This window comes from Streptomyces sp. NPDC004629, from assembly GCF_042873595.1.
In the GTDB taxonomy this organism is placed as follows: domain Bacteria; phylum Actinomycetota; class Actinomycetes; order Streptomycetales; family Streptomycetaceae; genus Streptomyces.
In genome coordinates, this window is record NZ_JBIALO010000003.1 from 205,250 (window position 1) to 226,697 (window position 21,448).

Consider the following 21,448-nt stretch of genomic DNA (forward strand, 5'->3'; position numbering starts at 1 on the left):
GCCAATGATGTACGACCCCACAGTCGCCCGGCTCACCTACCGGGCCCTGCTCGGCCGCCGCCGGGCCCTCATCCTCGGCGCGCTGCCGCTGCTGCTGATCGTGATCTCGCTGGCCGTGCGGGCCCTCGCCGGAGCCGACGACCAGACGGCCGCGGACGTGCTGGGCGGCTTCGCGCTCGCCACCATGGTGCCGATCATCGGCGTCATCGCGGGCACCGGAGCGATCGGTCCGGAGATCGACGACGGCTCCGTGGTGTATCTGCTGTCCAAGCCGATCAAGCGGTCGGCGATCATCTTCACCAAGCTGATCGTGGCGATCGCGGTGACCATGGTGTTCTCCGCGGTGCCGACACTGATCGCGGGCCTGATCCTGAACGGCAACGGGCAGCAGATCGCCGTCGCCTACACGGTGGCCGCGCTGGTCGCCTCGATCGCGTACGCGGCGCTCTTCCTCCTCCTCGGTACGGTCTCCCGGCATGCGGTGGTCTTCGGGCTCGTCTACGCGCTCGTCTGGGAGGCGCTGTTCGGCTCCCTGGTGCCCGGCGCGCGCACCCTCAGCGTCCAGCAGTGGTCGCTGGCCGTGGCCCACAAGGTCGCGGGCGGAGACCTGGTCACCTCGGACTTGGGTCTGACCACGGCCACGGTGCTGCTGGTGGCGGTCACCGTGCTGGCCACCTGGTACGCCGGGCAGAAGCTGCGCTCGCTGACGCTGGCCGGCGAGGAGTAGGCGCCGCCTTCTTGACGGGGGCTTCACCTCGGCCCCGGCACACTGTGACAAAGGGGATGCACGGCTGGGAGGCACGGGGATGGCTTCTGACGAGGCGCCGCAGGACGACGGGGGCGGGCGGTCCGGGGACGAGGCGTGGGACGGGGTCGTCCTGGACGACGACTTCATACGGGCCGCCGACCGCTCCGAGCCGTCCGCGCGGGCCCGTATGCTCGCGGCCCGCTGGCGCTCGCAGGAGCCCGAGCCCCAGCCGTGGCGGTCGGACGATCCGCCGACGGGATGGTTCTTCAGCAAGGCCCGGCGGCGCAGGTGGCGCCGTTGGTAGCCGTGCGCTCGTCCGGCGCGGCGGCGGCCGGTTAATTCGGTGGCGTCCGATTCGGGAGCCCGGCACAGTGGTTGTGCCCGCACCGCCGGGAGGGACCCGGCGCCGCGTTCTGGGAGAGGAGCCGGGTGATGTCCATGCACGACAGTTCGCCTGGTTTCCGACAGGGCAGCCCGCGGCGGGCTCCGGAGTGACTACCCACTCCGTATGAGCCCGCCCCGCACGGGGAGCTGCCCGGGGCGGCCGCTTCGAGCACGCGATGTCGCTCTCGCGTGGGCCGCCCACCCGGAGGATTGGCCGAGTGGTAAGGCACCGGCTTGCTAAGCCGTGGTCGGGCCTGGAAAGCCCGCGCACGTTCGATCCGTGCATCCTCCGCGAGACGTTGTCACTGCGACTTGGCCGGGCTTCTTGGCCCGGGATGGGGTTAGAAGGCCCCGGCGGCCCGGCCCGAGGCCGACGGCCCCTCGCGGAACCGCCACCGTCCGCAACCATCACGATCACCAGACCACCGGGGGAGCATGCCGCCCCCGGGTACGGCTCCCGTCGGGCGTGGAGGCCGGGTGTCTGCGGTGCGGCGGTAGCCGACGGCTCGCGCGGCGGCGCGGGGGCGCTTGGTTCGTCGGGATGGCCGGGGGCGGCGCCCGGCTCGCCCTCGGCCGGGTTGGTCCTGCCTGCGGTGTGATGGAGGGCGTCGGTGTCGCTGGCGGTGTCGGTTCCGATCAAGACGCACCGTGCTCGCGTGGACGGCCACCGCGCACTGCTGACCCGTGGTCGGTCGGCTGCCGCAGGTGCCGCGGGCAACCGCTGCCGAGGGCCCGCGGCATTGCGTTCCGGCGCCTCGTAAGCCGCTGGCTCACGCCGTCCCCGTGTGTCGGCCGCTGCCATCGGACGGCGGCGGCCCGTCTCTGTCGCCTCGTCTGTGTGTCGCCCTGCTTGGCCTGAGGAGGGGGCGGGTGGTTCAGGGGAGGAGGTGTTCCAGGACCCGGGCGATGCCGTCCTCCTCGTTCGAGGTCGTCATCTCGTCAGCCACGGCCTTCAGTTCCTCGTGGGCGTTGGCCATCGCCACCCCGTGGGCCGCCCAGCCGAACATCGGGATGTCGTTGGGCATGTCGCCGAAGGCGATCGTGTCGGCCGCCTTCAGACCGAGCCGGCGGGCCGCCAGGGAGAGCCCCGTCGCCTTGGACAGGCCCAGCGGCAGCAGCTCGACGATGCCCTCGCCGGCCATCGCGACCGTGACGAAGCCGCCCGCGGCGCCCCGCGCCGCCTCGGCCAACTCGTCGTCCGACAGCTCCGGGTGCTGCACATAGATCTTGTTCAGCGGGGCGGCCCACAGATCGGCCGCATCCGTGAACGGCGTCGCCGGCAACGCCCCGGTGAGCGCGTACCCGGGGCCGACGAGCACCTCGCCGTCCAGGCCGGCCCGGCTCGCCGCCAGGAACAGCGGGCCGACCTCGGCCTCGATCTTGGCCAGGGCCACCGCCGCCAGCTGACGGTCCAGGGTCACGGACGTCAGCAGGCGGTGCTCACCGGCGTCGTACACCTGCGCGCCCTGCCCGCACACCGCGAGGCCCTGATAGCCGAGGTCGTCGAGGACATGCCGGGTCCAGGGGACCGCGCGGCCCGTGACGACGATGTGTGCGGCGCCCGCCGCGGTGGCCGCGGCGAGCGCGTCACGAGTGCGCCGCGAAACCGATCCGTCGTCGCGCAGCAGTGTGCCGTCGAGGTCGGTGGCGACGAGTGCGTAGGGGAAAGCGGAGGTCACTTGGCCACCGGCTCCAGGACCTCCCGGCCGCCCAGGTACGGGCGCAGCACCTCGGGAACACGCACGGAACCGTCGGCCTGCTGGTGGTTCTCCAGTATCGCCACGATGGTGCGCGGCACGGCGCACAGCGTGCCGTTGAGCGTGGCGAGCGGCTTGACCTGCTTGCCGTCCCGGACCCGGATGGCCAGCCGGCGGGACTGGAACTCGGTGCAGTCCGAGGTCGAGGTCAGCTCGCGGTACTTGCCCTGGGTGGGGATCCACGCCTCGCAGTCGAACTTGCGGGAGGCCGAGGCGCCGAGGTCACCGGAGGCGACGTCGATGACGCGGTACGGCAGCTCAAGCGAGGTCAGCCACTGCTTTTCCCACTCCAGCAGCCGCCGGTGCTCCTCCTGCGAGTCCTCGGGGGCGACGTAGGAGAACATCTCGACCTTGTCGAACTGGTGCACCCGGAAGATGCCCCGGGTGTCCTTGCCGTGCGAGCCGGCCTCACGGCGGAAGCAGGGCGAGAAGCCCGCGTAACGCAGCGGCAGCCGGCCGGCGTCCAGGATCTCGTCCATGTGGTACGCCGCCAGCGCCACCTCGGAGGTGCCCACCAGGTACAGGTCGTCCTTGTCGAGGTGGTAGACGTCCTGTGCCGCCTGGCCGAGGAAGCCGGTGCCGGCCATGGACTGCGGCCGGACCAGCGCCGGGGTCAGCATCGGCGTGAAACCGGCCGCCGTGGCCTGGGCCATCGCCGCGTTCACCAGGGCCAGCTCCAGCAGGGCGCCGACGCCGGTGAGGAAGTAGAAGCGCGAACCGGAGACCTTGGCGCCACGCTCGACGTCGATCGCGCCGAGCAGCTGGCCCAGTTCCAGGTGGTCCTTGGGCTTGAAGCCCTCGGCGTCGAAGTCGCGGACCGTGCCGTGCGTCTCCAGCGTGACGAAGTCCTCCTCGCCGCCGACGGGCACATCGGGGTGGACGAGGTTGCCGAGCCGGACGAGCAGTTCCTGGGTCTCGGCGTCGGCCGCGTCGCGCTCCGCGTCGGCGGCCTTGACGTCGGCCTTGAGCTGTTCGGCGCGCTTGAGCAGTTCGCCCTTCTCGTCGCCGGAGGCCTTGGGGATGAGCTTGCCGAGCTGCTTCTGCTCGGCGCGCAGCTCGTCGAAGCGGACGCCGGACGACCTGCGCCGCTCGTCGGCGGACAGGAGGGAGTCGACGAGCGCGACGTCCTCTCCACGGGCGCGCTGGGACGCGCGCACACGGTCGGGGTCCTCACGGAGCAGGCGAAGGTCAATCACGCGCTCAAGGCTACCGGTGCGGGGTTGCCGCCCACGAATCACTATTCCGGCGCGTTCGGAATCGCGACCTACGTTCCGTTATGCGGCAATTGCGAGCTGTGGCGATGCGTGGCGATGTGTGTCAATGGTGACCGTCTCACTCCCCGGGACGAGGCAGGCGTAAGGCGCCGGGTTGACTCGAATCCCTTGTGAAGAGCGGGACTTGGGCACTCGGTTGTCCACAGGAATCCACACTCCGGCGAGAGTTATCCACAGGCTGTGTGGAAGAACTGTGGATTTCGGAATTGATCACTCCGGAACCCCTGCTGGAGCCGGAGAATTCCCCGTGCAAACCGGGGCGACACTCACTTACGGGCGGAAACAGGCTGCTCCTGAAGGTGAACCATGAGAAACGGGTGAACGAAGGGTGACCGGCGTGACGGTGGCCCCGTCCGGGCCGCCAGGGCGATTTGTCGACCGGTCGGCTCCCTCTTGTCGACTTGTCCCCAGGTCGAGAAGAGTGCCTGTGGATAACCCCTGTGGATAACGAAGATATGCAGGTAGGACTGGCTAGAAACGACCGTCCTGGCATCGCGCCACCCAGTCGGCCGCTGACACGAACTCCGCGTCCGACGTACCGGGCGGTGTGGGCCGCACCCCGTCCGGCCCGACGTCCGCCCGCGGGTACGAGCCGAGGTACCGCACCTGAAGACAGATCCGCTTCAGCCCCATCAGGGCCTCCGCCATCCGGCGGTCGGAGATGTGCCCCTCGGCGTCCACGCAGAAGCAGTAGTTGCCGATGCCGGCACCGGTGGGCCGGGACTGGAGCAGCATGAGGTTGATGCCGCGGGTGGCGAACTCGCCGAGGAGGTCGCGCAGTCCGCCCGGGTGGTCGTCGCGCTGCCACAGCACGACGGAGGTCTTGTCCGCGCCGGTCGGAGCGGCGGGCCGGGCGGGCCGGCCGACCAGCACGAACCGCGTCTGCGCGTTCTCCGCGTCGTGGATCCCGGTCTCCAGCGGGACGAGGCCGTACCGGGCGGCGGCGAACTCGCCCGCGAAGGCGGCGTCGTACCGGCCCTCCTGGACCAGCCGGGCGCCGTCCGCGTTCGACGCGGCCGACTCCCAGGTGACGTCCGGCAGGTTGGCCCTGAGCCAGTTGCGGACCTGCGGCTGGGCGGCCGGGTGGGCGGTGACCGTCTTGATGTCCGACAGCTGGGTGCCGGGCCGCACCAGCAGTGCGAAGGTGATCGACAGCAGCACCTCGCGGTAGATCATCAACGGGGTGCCCGCGACCAGCTCGTCCAGGGTGGTGGTGATGCCGCCCTCGACCGAGTTCTCGATGGGCACGAACGCGGCCTCGGCCTCACCGGTGCGCACCGCGTCCAGTGCGGACTGCACGGACACGTACGGGATCAGCTCCCGGGTGGCCGCCTCCGGAAGCGTGCGCAGGGCGACCTCGGTGAAGGTGCCCTCGGGACCCAGATACGCATAGCTGGCTGGCATGACCTCACCCTAATGGGCGCAGGCGGACCCGGCCCACGCGTCTCACCACAGCCCCTCCAGGGAGTGAACCGAGGCCAGCCGGGGCCTCATGCCCCCGGGGCCTCAGCCCTCCAGCAGCCGCTGCCCCACGTACTCCCCCCGCGCCGCCCCGCCCGGGACGGCGAACAGGCCGCTCGCCTCGTGCCGGATGAACTTCGACAGGGCGTCGCCCCGGTCCAGCTTGCGCTGCACCGGCACGAAGCCGCGCAGCGGGTCCGCCTGCCAGCAGATGAACAGCAGCCCCGCGTCCGGCGTCCCGTCCGGGGCGAGTCCGTCGTGGTACGAGAACGGGCGCCGGAGCATCGCCGCGCCCCCGTTCTGGTCGGGCCGGGTGATACGGGCGTGCGCATTGACGGGGACGATGTAGGTGCCCTGGTCGTCGGCCCGCTCCAGGTCCATGTCGGTGGTCTCGGTGCCCCCGGACAGCGGTGCCCCGTCGGACTTGCGGCGTCCTATGACGCCCTCTTGGGCGGCGACCGTCAGCTTCTCCCAGTCGTCGAGGAGCATGCGGATACGGCGTACGACGGCGTACGAGCCGTTCGCCATCCAGGCGGGCTCGCCCGACGCGGGCACGAAGATCCGCTCGTCGAAGTCCGCGTCCGCCGGCTTGGGATTGCGGGTGCCGTCGACCTGGCCCATCAGATTGCGGGCCGTCATCGGGTGGGCGGTCGCGCCGGGGCTGCGGTTGAAGCCGTTCATCTGCCAGCGCACACGGGCCGCGGCGCCGGCGTCCTTCTGGATCGCGCGCAGGGCGTGGAAGGCCACCAGGGCGTCGTCGGCGCCGATCTGCACCCACAGGTCGCCGTTGCTGCGCGCTTTGTCGAGCCGGTCGGAGGAGAAGTCGGGCAGCGGATCGAGGCCGGCCGGGCGCTGCTTCTCCAGGCCGGTGCGGGTGAAGAAGTCGTGCCCGAAGCCGAAGGTGATCGTCAGCGAGGACGGGCCGGCATCGCGGGCCACATCGGTGTCCTCATGCGCGGCCGGCTCGCCCGCCATCAGCCGTTCGGCCGTCGCCGACCAGCGGCGCAGCAGGGCCGCAGCCTCCCGGGGGCCCGCGCCCGCCGCCAGATCGAAGGCGATGAGGTGGCCGCGGGCCTGAAGGCCCTCGGTGATGCCGGGCTGATGTTTCCCGTGAAACATCGCCCGGCCGGCGCCCAGCGAGGTCAGCGGCGTGGCCTGGGCGGGCGCGGCCGTGTAGCCCACGGCCGCGCCCGCCGCGCCGAGCACCACACCGGTGGCGCCGGCGGTGCCGAGCAGCTTCCGCCGGGACATCCCCGCCCCGGTGCCGTCGCGTTCCGCGGCGGGTTCCTCGGGGGCGGTGACTTCGGAGTGCGTGGTCTGGTCAGCCATGGTGCGGTTCAGCCGATCTGCGCGTTCTTGGAGACGGTCGTCTGGTCGATGTCGGAGGTCCGTACGGTCACGGCGATCTTCCAGTCGCCGGCCATGGGGATCTGCACTCCGCTCGCGGACCAGTGCCCGGTGGTGATGTGGTCGGGTGTGACGGGAAGCGGCCCGATCTTCTTCGCGTCGAGGGTGAAGGCGATCTTGACCTCGGGGATGTCGAAGGCCCGGCCGTTGGGCCGCTGCACATAGACATGCAGCTCGTTGCCGCCCACGCGCGCGGGGTCGAGATCGATCCGCACGAGGCCCTTGCCGTCCTTGCCGCCCGTGTCGAAGGGCATGTCCAGGGTCAGCGCCCCGGACGGGTCCGACGCCGAGGACGACGCGGACGACGACTGGGCGGCCTGCGCCTCCACTTCGGTGCGGCCCGGTTCGGTCTGCGTCAGCGCGGTGGTGACGGCGAGCAGAACGACGGCGACGCCCGCCTCCGCGAGCACCGAGCGGCGCAGGCCGAACCGGCTCGGGTCGGCGTCCCGCAGCCGTTTCTGCCGGGCGGTGTCCACGGCGGCCCGCTGCCGGGCCAGCTGGGTGGCGCGCTTGCTGCCGCCGGCACCGCCCGCGGACTCGCCGGAGGCGGACCGCACGGACCCGGCGGACGCGGGGGCCTCGGCCGGCTCCGTGACGCGGTCCTTACCGGAGCGATCCTTCCCGGAGCGCTCCTTCTTCGGCTGTTCCTTCTCCTGGCGCGCCGTCCTGGACCGGGCCGCCCCGGACTTCGAACCGGCCGCGTCCGTGAGCCGGGCCGTCCACCGCCGGGAGATCCATGCGATGCCGACCAGCAGCACCACAAGACCGATCTTGACGAGCAGCAGCTGCCCGTACCGGGTGTTGGTGAACGCCGACCAGGTGCCGAGCTGCCGCCAGGACTGGTAGATGCCGGTGGCGACCAGCGTAAGCACGGATCCGAAGGCGACGGCCGAGAAGCGGCGCACGGCGGCGGCGCCGACCGGTGTCTCTTCGGGCGCCCGGTACAGCGAGACGAGGAGGGCGACCAGGCCGCCCAGCCAGGTGGCGACCGCCACCAGGTGCAGCACGTCGACCGGCATGGCGATGCCCGGCTGCAGACCGGTCGAGGCGTGTTCGGCCATGGCCCAGCTCGCCGCGAGCCCGGCGGCCACCACGGATCCGCCGACCGCGAGCCCGAAGGTCAGATCGCGCTTCTCCGCGTCTTCCCGCCTCTCATAGGCGCCGAAGAGGACGGCGATGAACAGCGCGGCGGCGGCGAGCAGCAGCAGCCGGGAGACCAGCGCGGCCCCGGTCTTGGTCTGCAGCACCTGACCGAGCAGATCCAGGTCGAAGATGTCGCCGAACGCCCCGGAGCCGGTGTAGGAGCCGCGCAGGAGCAGCAGCCAGAGCGTGGCCGCGGTCAGCGCGACCCAGCCGCCGACGACCAGCCGCTGCACCGCCCGCACCCCGGAGCCGCGCTGCCAGCAGGCCAGGACGAAGGTGGCCCCGCCCACCAGCACGATGAAGCCCGCGTACGACACATAGCGGCCGAACCCGTAGAGCCAGCCGACGACCCCGCCGCCCACCGCCTCGCCGGACACCGAGACCGTGGTCTTGGAGGGGGCGCCGACGGAGAATGTGTAGGCACCGGCGACGGGATGGCTGTCGGCGGAGACGACCTGGTAGGCGACGGTGTACGTGCCGTCGGCCAGGCCGGCGACGAGCCGCACCGAGTACGTCGTACCGCTCACGTTGGACGGCTCGCCGGAGTCGACCCGCTTGCCCTTGGGGTCCAGGACCCGCAGTGAGCCGCTGCTCATCGACACCTGCTCGGAGAAGGTGAGCGACACCTGGTCCGGCGCCTTGTCGACCACCACCCCCTGTGCGGGGTCGCTGCCGGTCAGCGCGGCGTGCGCGGAGGCCGGACCGGCGCCGGCGAGCAGCGCGCCGGTGACGGCGAGGAACAGCAGCACCAGGGTCCGCAGGCGGGGGGTGATGGTCCGCGTCAAGGGTGGTCCCTCCTCAGTGTCCGGTCGACGGGTTGTACGTGGCCGACTTCACCGGCATCTCGACGGTGAGGGGGCCGGATTCGGCGAAGTTCAGCCGGAGCGTGATCGTGTCGCCCTGCTCCGGCTTGCGCTTCAGGCTCTCGAACATCAGATGGTTGCCGCCGCTGTTGAACACGAGTCGACCGTGGGCCGGGACCGCGAAGGAGGCGGCCTCCTGCATGGACCCGCCGGTGGTGGAGTGCAGGGTGACCCGCTCGGCCACATCGCTGCTGGCCGAGGTCAACTCGTCTTTCGTACCACCCTTGTTCACTATCGTCAGGAACCCGGCCGCCATGTCGGCGGAGACCGGCTGCGGCATGTAGGAGGAGCCGACCGATAGGTCCGCCGCCGAGCCGCCCTTCGCCTCGCCCTTCGCGTCGTCGGAACCGCCGCAGCCGGTGAGGGCCAGCGCGGCCGCGAGCGCGGCGGCGGGCACGGCGAGGCGCCTCACGGTTTGTCCCCCTTGACGATCTCGGGGAGGTCCTTGGTGTAGTCGTCGACCGTGGCGTCCTCGCCGTAGAGCAGATAGCCCCCGTCGGTCCTCGGCGAGAACGCGACGACCTGGGTGCCGTGGACGGAGACCAGCTTGCCGTTCTTGTCCTTGGTCGTCGGCTCGATGGAGATGCCGAGGGAGCGGGCACCGGCCTGGATGGTGGGGAAGTCGCCGGTCAGGCCGATGAACTGGGAGTCGATGCCGTTGAGCCACTTGCCCAGCTCGGCGGGGGTGTCACGGTCCGGGTCGGTGGTGACGAACACCACCCGCAGCTCGTCCTGTTCCGCCTTCGGCAGCGCCTTCTTGGCGACCGCGATGTTGTTCATCGTCAGCGGGCAGACGTCGGGGCAGTGTGTGTAGCCGAAGTAGACCAGCGTGGGTTTGCCCTCGGTCTCCGCGCGCAGGTCGTACTTCTTGCCGTGCGTGTCGGTGAGGACCAGGTCGGGCTTCTCGAACGGCTTGTCGAGGATGGTCACGGCCCTGGCCGAGCCGGACTCCTCGGAGACCACGGCGATCGGCGATGTGCCGTCGTCCCCGCTGCCGCAGGCGGAGAGGGTCAGGGTGGCGGCGGCGAGCAGTGCGGCCGCGGCGAACGTCTTCTTGCGCATAGAAAAATGTCCCAGATGTGAGAACTCCGGCGGGCACGGGGGGTCGTGCCGGGGTCGCCCGACCCCCGTGCCCGCCGCTGGTGAACAGGCTCAGGCGGTGGTCCGCCGACGCCCGGCGGCCACGCCGTACCCGACGCCCGCCACGCCGACGACGATGCCGACGATGCCGAGCACGCGTGCGGTGGTGTCACTGCCGCCGGAGGAGTCCGCGGCCTTGGTGTCGGCGGCGGCGTTCTCGGCCTTGCCCGCGGTGTCCGCCTTGTCCGAGGCGGCGTCGGTGCCCGAGGAGGAGTGCCCGTCCTCGGCTGCGGCCGACAGCGCGAGGACCGGGGCCGGGTTGTCCGGTTCGGCCTGGCCCTCCTGCGGCACCTCGATCCAGCGCACGACCTCCTTGTTGGAGTACGTCTGGATCGCCTTGAACACGAGCTGGTCGGTGTCCTCGGGCAGGGCGCCGATGGACAGCGGGAACTTCTGGAAGTAGCCCGGCTCGATGCCCTTGCCGTCGGCGGTCCAGGTGACCTTGGTGACGGCCTCGCTGATCTTCTCGCCGTGCGATTCGAGCGGCTTGTCCAGCGTGGACCTGGTGACCTTCACGTCCCAGCCGTCGACGGGCTGCGGCATCACCGAGGCCAGCGGGTGGTCGGCGGGGAGGTTGATCTCCAGCTTGGTGGTCGAGGCGTTGTCGCGCTCGTTGGGGACCTTGAAGTCGACGACGGCGTAGCCGCCCTTGGCCGCTGTGCCCTCCGGCTGCACGGACACGTGTGCGAAGGCGGGGGCGGACAGGGCGAGGACGGCCGAGCCGGCGACGACGGTGGCGGCGGCGATACGAGAAGCCTTCATGGCAGACAACACTCCACTCCGAGTGAGTTCCGGTGGTTCCGGTCAGGAAGAGGGGCGCGCGCTGTGCACGCGCGCGTGCCGCACGACGGCGGCCGGCCTCTCCTCTCCTACCGGGTTCCGGGCGGAGCGGCGGTCCGTCGCGTCAGGCGGCGAGGACGACTGCGCCGACGGCCGGGGGACCGCGTCGGACCACCGTGTGCTGGAGTGCGGTCGTGTGCGGGGCGGGCGCTTGGTCCCGCGTGCGCCGGTGACGCGGGGCCGGGCCCGGTTCGGTCCACAAGCCGCCCCGCAGCGCGCGGGTCAGCGCGAGCGCCCCGCGCAGGGAACGTACGAGCGCCGCCTCGGCGACTCCGTGCGCCGACAGTTCCATCAGACGCAGCAGCGCCACGTCGCCGCGACGCAGCAGCCAGCCGACGGCGACCGCCGCGAGGACATGGCCGAGCAGCATCGGCAGCGACGGCAGCAGCGCGTCGGCGGCGGGACCGGCGGGACCGGCGGGACCAGTGGGGGCGACCGCGTGGTGCACGGCGTTCGGGCCCGAACCGTTGATCACCTGGGCGTCGGCCAGGATCCGGTAGGCGTGGGCCGGGGTGATCGCCGCCGCACCGGCGCCGCACACGAGCCGCGCGGCCTGTTCGACCAGCGTGGCGTCGCTCATCCCGCCCATCGGGCCCATCGACGCCATCGAGCCCATGGACGCCGTCGACCCTGCCGAACCCGCCGACACCGCGCCGGACGCCACCGCGGCCGTACCGTGCTGACCCAGCCCGAACAGCACGTGCAGGGCGGTCTGACCGACCGCCAGCAGCGCGGCGATGCCCGGCAGCGAGCGTTCCCGGCCGGCGAGCGGCGCCACGAGCACCATGGAGGCCAGGAAGCCGGCACCCAGCGTCCACAGCGGAACGGAGGCGCAGGAGGCCAGCGCGTGCCCGGCCGCGGCCAGCACGACGCAGGCCGCGGCGAAGACCGCGGCCCGCAGGATCCGGAGCTGGTCTCCGGAGCGCGCCGTGCGCGGGTGGGGGGCAGACATGGCGGGCTCATCATCCCACTGGAACCCTGCGTGTCCCACGGCAGGTCCGAAAGTCCCCCATACACCGATTCCTGTCGGAACGCATCCGCCGTATGGGCGGCGTCACGTCACGGGTGTGCTTACACCGGCGTGCGGGCGGCAATACGTAACGGTATGTCGAGCCGCGGCCAGGAGGCTGGAGCATGAGCATCTGGTGGTCACTCCATCTGCGCCGCGAAGCCGCGAGCGTTCCCCTCGCCAGACGGTTGCTGATGGGGACCATGGAGACGGCGGGCGTGGACCCCGACATCTCCTACGACCTGTCCGTCGCCCTGAGCGAGGCCTGTGCGAACGCCGTCGAGCACGGTGGGGACGGAGCGCGCGGCGCCTCGGAGGCGTACCGCGTGACCGCTTACCTGGACGGCGAGAAGTGCCGCATCGAGGTGACCGACTCCGGTCCCGGCTTCGCGCGACCCCCTGTCGTTCGCGCCGCGCGCGTGGACGCGGAGCACGGTCGCGGGCTGTGCCTGATCCGGGAACTCGCCGATCACGTGCACATCGGCGACAAGCCGGGGCGCGGCGGCACGGTGGTGAGCTTCGACAAGATGCTCAAGTGGACCAAGGATCCCAACCTGCTCACGGCCTGACGACCGGCTCGCGCCCACCGGACAGCCGACGCCGACCCCCAGGCCCGGCCTGCCCGACCCGCACGATCTCGCTGCCCCGGCTGACCGCCGGGACCACCGCCTGCTGTGCTGGTCGGCCAAGGGCGCTGGTGCCCGATCTCACGGCGATGACCGCCGCGGCCCGCCGCACCGGCGCACTGACTCCAGGGCTGCCCGCGGTCTCGGCGCGATCGGGCGGTGCACGGAGCACTCGGTGCGCCTGGTCGGCGGTGGTCAACGGGGCGCCCTGGGGGTGCCGGGCCTGCCGCGACCGCGCCGGCAGCGGCGGCCGACGCGCACGAGGGCCACCGGGACCGCCCGGCGGATCGCCGAGTACACCGACCGGGCCGCGCCGCGCCGCGCGTCACGCGGCTCCGCGCCCCGTTCGGGTGCGGGAACCGCGACCGGCCAGGGACCGGCGGCAACCGACACGGCCGAGCACCGCCGGTGCCCGGCCCTTCGGATACGGCGTCAGCCCTTCAGTGTGGCCATCCAGGCCTCGACCTCGTCGGAGCGACGTGGCAGACCGGCGCTGAGGTTCCGGTTGCCGTCCTCGGTGACGAGGATGTCGTCCTCGATGCGGACGCCGATACCGCGGTAGTCCTCCGGCACGGTCAGGTCGTCGGCCTGGAAGTACAGGCCCGGTTCGACGGTGAGCACCACGCCGGGTTCCAGGACGCCGTCCACGTACGTCTCGGTGCGTGCGGCGGCGCAGTCATGAACGTCCAGGCCGAGCATGTGACCGGTGCCGTGCAGGGTCCAGCGGCGCTGCAGCCCCAGCTCCAGGACGCGCTCGACCGGGCCCTCGATCAGGCCCCACTCGACGAGCCGCTCGGCGAGCACGTGCTGGGCGGCGTCGTGGAAGTCGCGGTACTTGGCGCCCGGCTTGACGGCCGCGATGCCGGCCTCCTGGGCGTCGTACACGGCGTCGTAGATCCGCTTCTGGATCTCGGAGAAGCGGCCGTTGATCGGCAGCGTGCGTGTGACGTCCGCGGTGTAGTACGTGTGCGTCTCCACGCCGGCGTCGAGCAGGAGCAGGTCGCCGGGGCGTACCGGGCCGTTGTTGCGGACCCAGTGCAGCGTGCAGGCGTGCGGGCCGGCGGCGGCGATGGTGCCGTAGCCGATGTCGTTGCCCTCCACGCGTGCGCGGAGGAAGAACGTGCCCTCGATGTAGCGTTCGCTGGTCGCCTCGGCCTTGTCGAGGACCTTCACGACGTCCTCGAAGCCGCGCACGGTGGAGTCGACGGCCTTCTGCAGCTCGCCGATCTCGAAGTCGTCCTTGGTCAGCCGCGCCTCGGAGAGGAAGACGCGCAGTTCCTCGTCGCGCTCGGCGGTGACCTTGTCGGTCAGGGCGGCTTCGATCCCGGCGTCGTACCCGCGTACGACGCGGACCGGGCCGGTGGCCTCGCGCAGTGTGTCGGCCAGTTCGCGCACGTCCGCGGCCGGCATCCCGTACAGCGCCTCGGACTCGGTGAGCGAGTGGCGGCGGCCGACCCACAGCTCGCCCTGGCCGGAGAGCCAGAACTCGCCGTTCTCGCGGTCGGAGCGGGGCAGGAGGTAGATCGTCTCCTGGTGGCCGTCGGCGGTGGGCTCCAGGACGAGCACGCCGTCCTCGGTCTGGTTGCCGGTGAGGTAGGCGTACTCGACCGAGGCGCGGAAGGGGTAGTCCGTGTCGTTCGAGCGCACCTTCAGGTTGCCCGCGGGGACGACCAGTCGCTCGCCCGGGAAGCGGGCGGACAGCGCGGCACGGCGGCGCGCGGTGTGCTCCGCCTGCGCGATCGGCTTCAGGTCGTGCAGCTCCGTGTCGGCCCAGCCGGACTTCATGCTCTCGGCGAGCTCATCGGAAACGCCTGGGTACAGGCCGTTCTTGCGCTGCTTGATCGGCTCCTCCGACTCAGTCTCCGGGGTCTCCGGGTTGAGTTCGTCGGCCACGGTCATCCTCCTCGATACGGCACGGATCCTCCCCCGAGCACTCGGCGCTCTGGGCTCCGCCCGAGCAGGGGGACCCTCATCATCGTACGGTCGTACCGCGCCGGACCCGGGGCCGGACGACCTGTTATGCCCGGTCATGCGACCTTCGCACGGGCCCACCCGGCGGAAGCGCCCCCCAGGCCGACGTTCGGCGGTAGCGGTGGGCCGGGGTCCCGTCCGGTTGAAGGGGTGGTCGCGGCGGTGCTCGGCTGAACCGGTGGGCTGGGACCACGTTCGGCTGAAGCGGCGGGCTGCGGGCGCGTTCGGCTGAAGCGGCGGGTCGGCCTTCCGTCGGTGGTCAAGAGCGGCGGGTCGGCCTTCCGCCGGTGGTCAGTCGAAGCGCGCGGCCAGCAGCACGACGTCCTCCTCGCTGTCCACGGCGCCCTGCCCGTCCGGCAGCATGGCCCGTAGTACGTGGTCCGCGAGCGCACCGGGGTCACGGCGCAGCGCGCGCGGCGCCCCCGCACCCGCCGCGTGCAGCCGGGCGAAGGCGCGGTCCATGGCGTCGCCGGTGCGCCGCAGCAGCCCGTCGGTGTAGAGCAGAACCGTCTCTCCGGGCTCGGCCTGGATCTCCGCGCTCGGCGCCTCCCAGCAGGCGAGCATCCCCAGCGGCGCGGAAACCGAGGTCTCCGCGAACTCGGTGCGCCGCTCGCCGATCAGCAGCGGCGGGCTGTGGCCGGCCCCGGCCAGGGTGATCTTGCGCAGCGCCGGTTCGCAGTAGGCGAACAGGGCGGTGGCTGAGCGGGCGGGCTCGGTCAGGCGCAGCAGCAGTTCGAGGTCGGACAGGACGGCGACCGGGTCCTCGCCCTCCATCACGGCGTACGCCCGCAGGGACGCGCGCAGCCGGCCCATCGCGGCGACCGCGCTCGGACCGGAGCCGGTGACCGAGCCGACCGCGAGGCCGAGCGCGGCGTCCGGCAGCGGCAGCGCGTCGTACCAGTCGCCGCCGCCGCGCGGGCCGCTGCTGTGCCGGGCGGCGAGCTGGACGCCGGCCACCCGGGGCAGCCGGGAGGGGAGCAACTCCTCGGCGACGGTGGCCATGCACGCGCGCGTGTGCTCCAGTTCCAGCAGCCGGGCGAGGTGTTCGGTGGCGTAGCGGACGTACAGGCCGGCGAGATGGCGCTGCCGCTCGTGCGGCTCGGCGGGTTCGTCGTAGAACCAGACGGCCGCGCCCAGACGGCCGGCGGCCGCGGTGGACAGGGGCAGGGCGTAGCTGGCGGCGTAGCCGAGGCGTACGGCCACCTCACGGTGGCGGGGGTCGAGGCCGTCCTCGGCGAACAGGTCGGGGTGGGCGATCTCACCGGCGCCGCCGGGCAGTCCGGCCGCCGTGTCGAGGAGCCTGCCGTAGGGCAGGGCGCCGCGGGGCACGGTCTCCATGTGGCCGAGATCGGACCGGGCGAGGCCCAGGCCGACCGTCCTGCCGAGGCCGCGGCCGTCGTCCGGTTCCAGTACGACGAGACCGCGCCGGGCGCCCACGAGGGCGGCTCCGGCGCGCAGCAGTTCCTGGAGTGCGGGGTCGAGCGAGTCCGTGCGGGCGAGGCGTTCGGTGAGTTCGTGAAGGGTCGTGAGGTCCGAGACCCAGCCGGCCAACCGGTCCTGGAGGAGGGCGCCGGGCGGCGGGGCGTGGGGAACGGAGGTCTTCGTCACGTGAGGTGCGCCCGGGGCGGCGGTGACTGGCGCGACAGTGTGTGCTGGCGTGGGGAGTGTTGAATCGATTCCGGCCACTTTCGGAGGGTGCGGGGCGTTCATGGCGTCCGGCCTTCAGACCGGTGCGTATTGCTCCATAGCATCGCAAACCCCCATGTCATTCTGCGCCGCTGGCAATGTCTCCACATGTACACGCACTCGTGAGGGGATGTCCAGCATTGTCCTGCTGGGATTCCTGGTGTCCATGGGTCTGTTGCGGGTTTTCGCCGGACCCCTTGCGCAACGGCAAAGTTGGCCTAAAACTGCCTCGGGTATCGGTTCATTGCGGTCGACTGGCCTTGCTCCACGGAGCGTCACAGCGGTCGTGATGGGTACGTACTCGGAGAAGGCCAGGGGTGGTTGGGGGTCACCCGGAACCTGGCGACGGACCCGGGCGTCTTAACCACCGACGACCGTGCCCCATCCTCCCGTGGCGGAGGCGAAGAGAAATACGCGTGACGGCAAAGCGCCAGACTTCGCCACCCCCACGCCGCGGCCGTGCTTTTGATAGACGCAGCAGGGACGCGGAAACGGCCAACGCTCGACCCCTTGGGGACCCCCTTGCGCGGAGCAGGGGTGTGATGCGCCAACAGGTACGCACAGTGAAGTGATCGACACATGGTGTGATGTGGTCCACGGTGTTGCCAGCGGTGCAACGGAAAGGAACGAGCGCTCATGCGCGAGATCCTCGGAAGGCGACGCAGGCTCCTGTCCAGGCGGAACGGCGGGGGGTCTGACCTGATCAGCGCGGCCCTGACCTTCGCGGCGGAATGGCAGTGGCCGGTGCTCCCGGGTGTGGCACCGGACCCGCAGGGCCGGGCCCGCTGCGCGTGCCCCGACCCGGAGTGCACGGTGCCCGGTGCACACCCCTTCGACCCCGGCCTCCTCGCGGCCACCACCGACGCGCGCATGGTGCGCTGGTGGTGGACCAACCGGCCCGGCGCGCCCATCGTTCTCGCCACCGGAGGGCAGGCGCCCTGCGCGGTCAGCCTGCCGGCCCTCGCGGCGGCCCGCGCCCTCGACGCCCTCGATCGCCGCGGCATGCGGCTCGGCCCGGTGATCGCCGCGCCCACCCGATGGGCGCTGCTCGTGAAGCCCTACTCCATGGAGCAACTGGGCGAACTGCTCTACGCCAAGGACTTCGTCCCCGGCTCGCTCCGCTTCCACGGCGACGGCGGCTACCTCGCCCTGCCCCCGTCCGAGACCGGCCAGGGCGCCATCCGTTGGGAGCGCGCCCCACTGCCCGGCTCGGCCGCGCCCTGGGTGCCCGACGTGGAGGCCGTGGTCGATGCCGTGGTCGACGCGCTCACTCGTACGGGTGTGAGCGCGCCCGAGTTGTAGGGGTGTCGGGCGCGCGCGGCACTCTGCGCCCGCGCCCGCTCGTTATCGTCCGCCCATGAACGTTCGTCTGCTCGCCCTGGCGGGCATCGCGGCATGCGCGCTGGCGCTGCCGCTGGCCGTGGCCTCCGCGGGCCCCGTCGGTGACGCAGGCGGAGCGGCCGTACGCCGTTCCCCGCAGGAGGCCGCCCACGGTTCGCCGTACGAGCCCTCGTACGACCGTGCACCGCGCGACGCGCGTGACGACGAGAAGAACTCACCCGCCGCGCCCGGCCGGACTCCGGTGCTGCTCGGTCTGGGCCTCGCCACGGCCGCCCGCTGCGGCCCGGAACTCTCCTCCCCCGACGGCATCGAGGCGCAGACCTGTGTCCTGACCCAGGGCGCGGACACCTGGGCCCGTACCTACTACCGCAACGCCACCGGAGCGGCGCTGGACTCCGTGCTGAGCCTGATGGGGCCCGGTGACCGCAGCGTGCGGATGCACTGCTCGGTGGGCGCCGACGACGTGCCCGACACCTGCGAGACACCGCGGGAGCGCACCCGGGGCGCGCTGGACGGATACACCGCGGTCACCGAGTTCTCGGAGCGCAGGGGCCAGGGGCCGCTGCTGCTCAGGTCGGGCAGCAACTCCGGTCCCTCAGAAGGCAGTTGACGAACGGCTGCGCCGCGTACCGTGCGGCAGGACATGGAAAGGCCCGGTTGCTGGCGACGGGGGATGCACCAGCAACCGGGCTACTGGAACGGTAACAAGAGATCGGCGGTTCGCAAATTCGGTCTTGGCTATTCGGACACCGATTTCCCTGTCCCGACGGGGAGTTGTGACAGGAGTCACCTCATGCGGCGAACCGGTGTGCGGCCGGCCGGCCGCACACCGGGGTGGCACCCGGCATCAGCTGAGGGTGACCTGCCGGTTGGTCAGGCCCCCGCGTGCGCGACGCTCGTCGGCGGTGAGCGGTGCGTCGGTGGCCAGGGCGGCGGCGAGCCGCTCGGCGAACTCGGCGGCCGGCTTCTCCACGTCTTCGGCCGAGACGGTGCTCGGCAGGTCCCAGACCGGCACGGTGAGGCCGTGAGCGCGGAAGGAACCGACCAGGCGGGTGCCCTCGCCGAGGCTTGAGCGGCCCGCCGCGTGCAGCCGGGTGAGAGCGTCCAGAAGACGTTCCTCCGGGTGCGGCATGACCCAGCGCAGGTGGTTCTTCTCCGGGGTCTGGCACCAGTACGCCGCGTCCACGCCGGACAGCTTCACCGTGGGCACGGCCGCGGCGTTGGCCCGCTCCAGGGAGGCGGCCACGTCCGGAGTGGCGTTCTCCGGGTCCGGGACCCAGAACTCGAAGCCGCTGTGCACAACTGGCTCGAAGGCGCCCTCGGGGTCGAGGAGATCCTGCAATCGCGGCCCCTCGGCCGGAGCGCGGCGGCCCTGGACGGGCGTGCCCGGCTCGGCGGAGAGGGCCTGCTGGAGGGTGTCGGCGAGGTCGCGGCTGATGTCGCCGGATGCCGTGTCGTTCTGCAGGCCGAGCAGCACCGAGCCGTCGTCGCGGCGCAGGGCCGGCCAGGCCATCGGCAGCACCGTCGCCAGCGTGACCGACGGGACGCCCTCGGGCAGGCCGTCCTTCAGGGGCAGTTCGACGGTGGCCGCGGGCACCAGCTCGCGCATCGCCACCCAGTCGCACTCGCCGGGCAGGCCCTCGAAGGGACGCTGCACCAGCTCGGTCGCGGCGTGCGCGGCGGCCCGGCCGTGGCATGCCTTGTAGCGGCGGCCGCTGCCGCAGGGGCAGGGCTCGCGGGCGCCGACAACCGGAACATGCCCGTCAGCGCCTGCGGCGCCGACTCCGCCCGGGGTCTGCGGGCGCTTGGCCTTCGTCTGGGGTCGCTTTTTGGCCATGGTGGGTGTCTCCCGGTTACGGCTCATCTCGTACGGGCGGAGCCTAGCCGTTCGCGCCGCGACCGACCGGGACCTGTGGACAACGCGGCGACCCGGCCGGCGCAATGGCTCCCGCCGACAACCTGCGAACGAACGCCGGCCCCGCGAACATACGGCCTGCGCATCTGGGGCCGGGGGAACCGACGGTTCGCGAGCCCGTGGTTCGGCGAACCGACCGCAGGTGAACAAACCGACCGCAGGCTGAACGAATCGACCGCAGGCTGAACGAACCGACGAGCCGGGAGTTCAGTCCACGTCCTCGAAGGCGTCCGCCAGGCCGAATTCGGGGAGTGTGGCGACGGCCGGTGCCGCGACGCGCGCGGCGAAGTCGTCCCGGCGGTGCCCGGCGTCCGGATCGTGCACGTCCGCGTGGACGACGACCCACACCGTGACCTCGCCCCGGGTGTCGTCCCGTACGCCCCAGTCGGCGGCCAGTGCCGTGATGATGTTGAGCCCGCGACCGCCGTGCGCGGTGACCGACGGGGTGGCCGGAGCCGGGCGGGTCGGACCGCCGCCGTCCGTGACCTCGACGATGAGCCGACCGCGCGGGTCCACGCGCCACGCGGCCCGGACGTCCCCGTCCCCGACCGACGCGTCACCCAGTGGTCGCCCGTGTTTGCAGGCATTGCTCAAAAGTTCGGAAAGGACCAGTACGGCATCGTCGATGACCGATTCTGATACGCCACCGCCGCGCAGCTGCTCGCGCATCCGATGTCTTGCTTTCCCCACGCCCGCAGGGCCATGGGGAACGGCCATGCTCGACGACGTGGGCACTTCCTGTGCCACCACCAACGCCACCCCCGAGACCTCCTTCGCCCCACGCCACGGTGTGGATGCCCCACCGGCCTGTACCGGAAACCGGCCAATCCGCGGCCGGTGACGCATTCGCAACGATCGAATACGGACGGAACGCGCCGGAGCACTCCCCGTGACGGAGGCGTCAGGGTGTGGCTTGATTTCGATGCTGTGGCCGAGAAGGGAGAATGCTCCAGGCGTACGGACGGGGTCAAGGGGTGTGAACCGGTCCTTACGAGACGCTTTACGTCACAGGCGTTCGCCCGGTGCCGCAGGGTGTCACCGGCCGAGCCGGCGCAGCACCGCCCGGGGCCGGTTGGTGATGATGGCGTCGACGCCCAACTCGGCGCAGAGGTCGACGTCCTCGGGCTCGTTCACGGTCCACACGTGCACCTGGTGACCGGCCCGCTTCAGCCGCTCGATGTACGCCGGATGGTTGCGCACGATGCGGATCGAGGGGCCCGCGATCCGGACGCCCGCGGGCAGCCGCCCGTCGCGCAGCCGGGGCGAGACGAACTGCATCAGGTAGACCGTCGGCAGCGTCGGCGAGGCCGCCCGCACCCGGTGCAGTGAGCGCGCCGAGAAGCTCATGACCCGCACCTGCGCCTGCTCGGCGGCGGCCGGGGCGTCGAGCCCGAACCGCTTCAGGAGCAGCAGCAGCCGTTCCTCCACCTGCCCGGCCCAACGCGTAGGGTGCTTGGTCTCGACGGCCAGCTCCACCCGCCGCCCGGCGCCCGCGACCAGTTCGAGCAGTCGCTCCAGGGTGAGCACGGAGGTGTCCGCGCGGTCCTCCGGGCGGACCTCCCAGTCGGGCTCCTCGTCCCGTCCGCGCCAGATCTCGCGGCTCCTGCGGGAGCCGAAGTCCAGGGCGGACAGGTCGGCCAGCTCCAGGGCCGACACCGCCCCGCGCCCGTTGGACGTACGGTTGACGCGCCGGTCGTGGACGCAGACGAGGTGGCCGTCCGCGGTCATCCGTACGTCGCACTCAAGGGCGTCCGCACCGTCCTCGATCGCCTTCTTGTAGGCGGCGAGGGTGTGCTCGGGGGCGTCCTCGGAGGCCCCCCGGTGGGCGACGACCTGGATGTGGTGCTGTGGTGCGTGGGTCACCGCGTCATGGTCCCATCGTG

Annotated in this window: 19 protein-coding genes and 1 tRNA gene; 6 read left to right on the forward strand and 14 right to left on the reverse strand. The window is 71.9% G+C overall.

Annotation, left to right across the window (positions count from 1 at the left end):
- Positions 1–7 precede the first annotated feature (7 nt).
- The 3 genes from ACFYTE_RS06200 (at position 8) to ACFYTE_RS06210 (ending at position 1,424) form a co-directional block, all read left to right on the forward strand.
- Positions 8–727 (forward strand): ABC transporter permease subunit, encoded by a 720-nt coding sequence (locus tag ACFYTE_RS06200; RefSeq protein ID WP_388705588.1) that lies wholly within the window; start codon positions 8–10, stop codon positions 725–727.
- 79 nt (positions 728–806) lie between these two features.
- Positions 807–1,052: a hypothetical protein gene (locus ACFYTE_RS06205; RefSeq protein WP_388705590.1), complete on the forward strand. Its 246-nt coding sequence runs from the start codon at positions 807–809 to the stop codon at positions 1,050–1,052.
- Between the two features lie 284 nt (positions 1,053–1,336).
- A tRNA-Ser gene (locus ACFYTE_RS06210) sits at positions 1,337–1,424 on the forward strand.
- 583 nt (positions 1,425–2,007) lie between these two features.
- Here ACFYTE_RS06210 and ACFYTE_RS06215 read toward each other — a convergent pair.
- From ACFYTE_RS06215 to ACFYTE_RS06255, 9 genes are all read right to left on the reverse strand, one after another.
- Positions 2,008–2,811 carry an HAD family hydrolase gene (locus ACFYTE_RS06215; RefSeq protein WP_388705593.1) on the reverse strand — a complete coding sequence of 268 codons (804 nt, stop codon included), beginning with the start codon at positions 2,809–2,811 and terminating at the stop codon, positions 2,008–2,010.
- Entirely contained in the window at positions 2,808–4,085 is a 1,278-nt protein-coding gene (serS, locus tag ACFYTE_RS06220; RefSeq protein WP_388705596.1) for a serine--tRNA ligase, read from the reverse strand. The genes ACFYTE_RS06215 and serS overlap by 4 nt, the downstream gene beginning before the upstream one ends.
- A 549-nt stretch (positions 4,086–4,634) precedes the next feature.
- Positions 4,635–5,567, reverse strand: coding sequence for a prephenate dehydratase (gene pheA / locus ACFYTE_RS06225; RefSeq protein WP_388705599.1), 933 nt, complete (start codon positions 5,565–5,567; stop codon positions 4,635–4,637).
- 102 nt (positions 5,568–5,669) lie between these two features.
- Positions 5,670–6,953 carry an iron uptake transporter deferrochelatase/peroxidase subunit gene (efeB, locus tag ACFYTE_RS06230; RefSeq protein WP_388705602.1) on the reverse strand — a complete coding sequence of 428 codons (1,284 nt, stop codon included), beginning with the start codon at positions 6,951–6,953 and terminating at the stop codon, positions 5,670–5,672.
- An 8-nt stretch (positions 6,954–6,961) separates the two neighbouring features.
- Complete coding sequence (locus ACFYTE_RS06235; RefSeq protein ID WP_388705605.1) at positions 6,962–8,959, reverse strand: copper resistance CopC/CopD family protein; 1,998 nt, start codon at positions 8,957–8,959, stop codon at positions 6,962–6,964.
- 13 nt (positions 8,960–8,972) lie between these two features.
- Complete coding sequence (locus tag ACFYTE_RS06240; protein WP_388705608.1) at positions 8,973–9,449, reverse strand: copper chaperone PCu(A)C; 477 nt, start codon at positions 9,447–9,449, stop codon at positions 8,973–8,975.
- Entirely contained in the window at positions 9,446–10,099 is a 654-nt protein-coding gene (locus tag ACFYTE_RS06245; RefSeq protein ID WP_388705610.1) for an SCO family protein, read from the reverse strand. The genes ACFYTE_RS06240 and ACFYTE_RS06245 overlap by 4 nt, the downstream gene beginning before the upstream one ends.
- 90 nt (positions 10,100–10,189) lie before the next feature.
- A complete protein-coding gene (locus ACFYTE_RS06250) occupies positions 10,190–10,939 on the reverse strand; it encodes a YcnI family protein (RefSeq protein WP_388705613.1) in 750 nt (249 codons plus the stop codon).
- Between the two features lie 142 nt (positions 10,940–11,081).
- Complete coding sequence (locus tag ACFYTE_RS06255; protein ID WP_388705615.1) at positions 11,082–11,969, reverse strand: hypothetical protein; 888 nt, start codon at positions 11,967–11,969, stop codon at positions 11,082–11,084.
- Between the two features lie 182 nt (positions 11,970–12,151).
- Here ACFYTE_RS06255 and ACFYTE_RS06260 point away from each other — a divergent pair, with 182 nt between their 5' ends.
- Positions 12,152–12,595, forward strand: a complete 444-nt coding sequence (locus ACFYTE_RS06260) for an ATP-binding protein (RefSeq protein ID WP_388705619.1) — start codon at positions 12,152–12,154, stop codon at positions 12,593–12,595.
- A gap of 489 nt (positions 12,596–13,084) precedes the next feature.
- Here the strand turns inward: ACFYTE_RS06260 and ACFYTE_RS06265 are convergent, their stop codons facing one another.
- Together ACFYTE_RS06265 and ACFYTE_RS06270 are read right to left on the reverse strand one after the other, a co-directional pair.
- Positions 13,085–14,551 carry an aminopeptidase P family protein gene (locus ACFYTE_RS06265; protein ID WP_388705622.1) on the reverse strand — a complete coding sequence of 489 codons (1,467 nt, stop codon included), beginning with the start codon at positions 14,549–14,551 and terminating at the stop codon, positions 13,085–13,087.
- A gap of 363 nt (positions 14,552–14,914) precedes the next feature.
- Positions 14,915–16,333, reverse strand: coding sequence for a PP2C family protein-serine/threonine phosphatase (locus tag ACFYTE_RS06270; protein WP_388705625.1), 1,419 nt, complete (start codon positions 16,331–16,333; stop codon positions 14,915–14,917).
- 612 nt (positions 16,334–16,945) lie between these two features.
- Here ACFYTE_RS06270 and ACFYTE_RS06275 point away from each other — a divergent pair.
- Both ACFYTE_RS06275 and ACFYTE_RS06280 read left to right on the forward strand, forming a co-directional pair.
- Positions 16,946–17,611 (forward strand): bifunctional DNA primase/polymerase, encoded by a 666-nt coding sequence (locus ACFYTE_RS06275; protein ID WP_388705628.1) that lies wholly within the window; start codon positions 16,946–16,948, stop codon positions 17,609–17,611.
- Positions 17,612–17,666: 55 nt separating this feature from the next.
- Entirely contained in the window at positions 17,667–18,260 is a 594-nt protein-coding gene (locus ACFYTE_RS06280; RefSeq protein ID WP_388705630.1) for a hypothetical protein, read from the forward strand.
- A gap of 237 nt (positions 18,261–18,497) precedes the next feature.
- Here ACFYTE_RS06280 and ACFYTE_RS06285 read toward each other — a convergent pair whose 3' ends face one another.
- From ACFYTE_RS06285 to ACFYTE_RS06295, 3 genes are all read right to left on the reverse strand, one after another.
- The gene (locus tag ACFYTE_RS06285) at positions 18,498–19,487 is read right to left on the reverse strand and encodes a DUF5926 family protein (protein WP_388705633.1); all 990 of its coding nucleotides are present in this window, start codon (positions 19,485–19,487) and stop codon (positions 18,498–18,500) included.
- A gap of 285 nt (positions 19,488–19,772) precedes the next feature.
- Positions 19,773–20,411: an ATP-binding protein gene (locus ACFYTE_RS06290; RefSeq protein ID WP_388705636.1), complete on the reverse strand. Its 639-nt coding sequence runs from the start codon at positions 20,409–20,411 to the stop codon at positions 19,773–19,775.
- Between the two features lie 189 nt (positions 20,412–20,600).
- A complete protein-coding gene (locus ACFYTE_RS06295; protein ID WP_388705638.1) occupies positions 20,601–21,428 on the reverse strand; it encodes a glycerophosphodiester phosphodiesterase in 828 nt (275 codons plus the stop codon).
- Positions 21,429–21,448 lie beyond the last annotated feature (20 nt).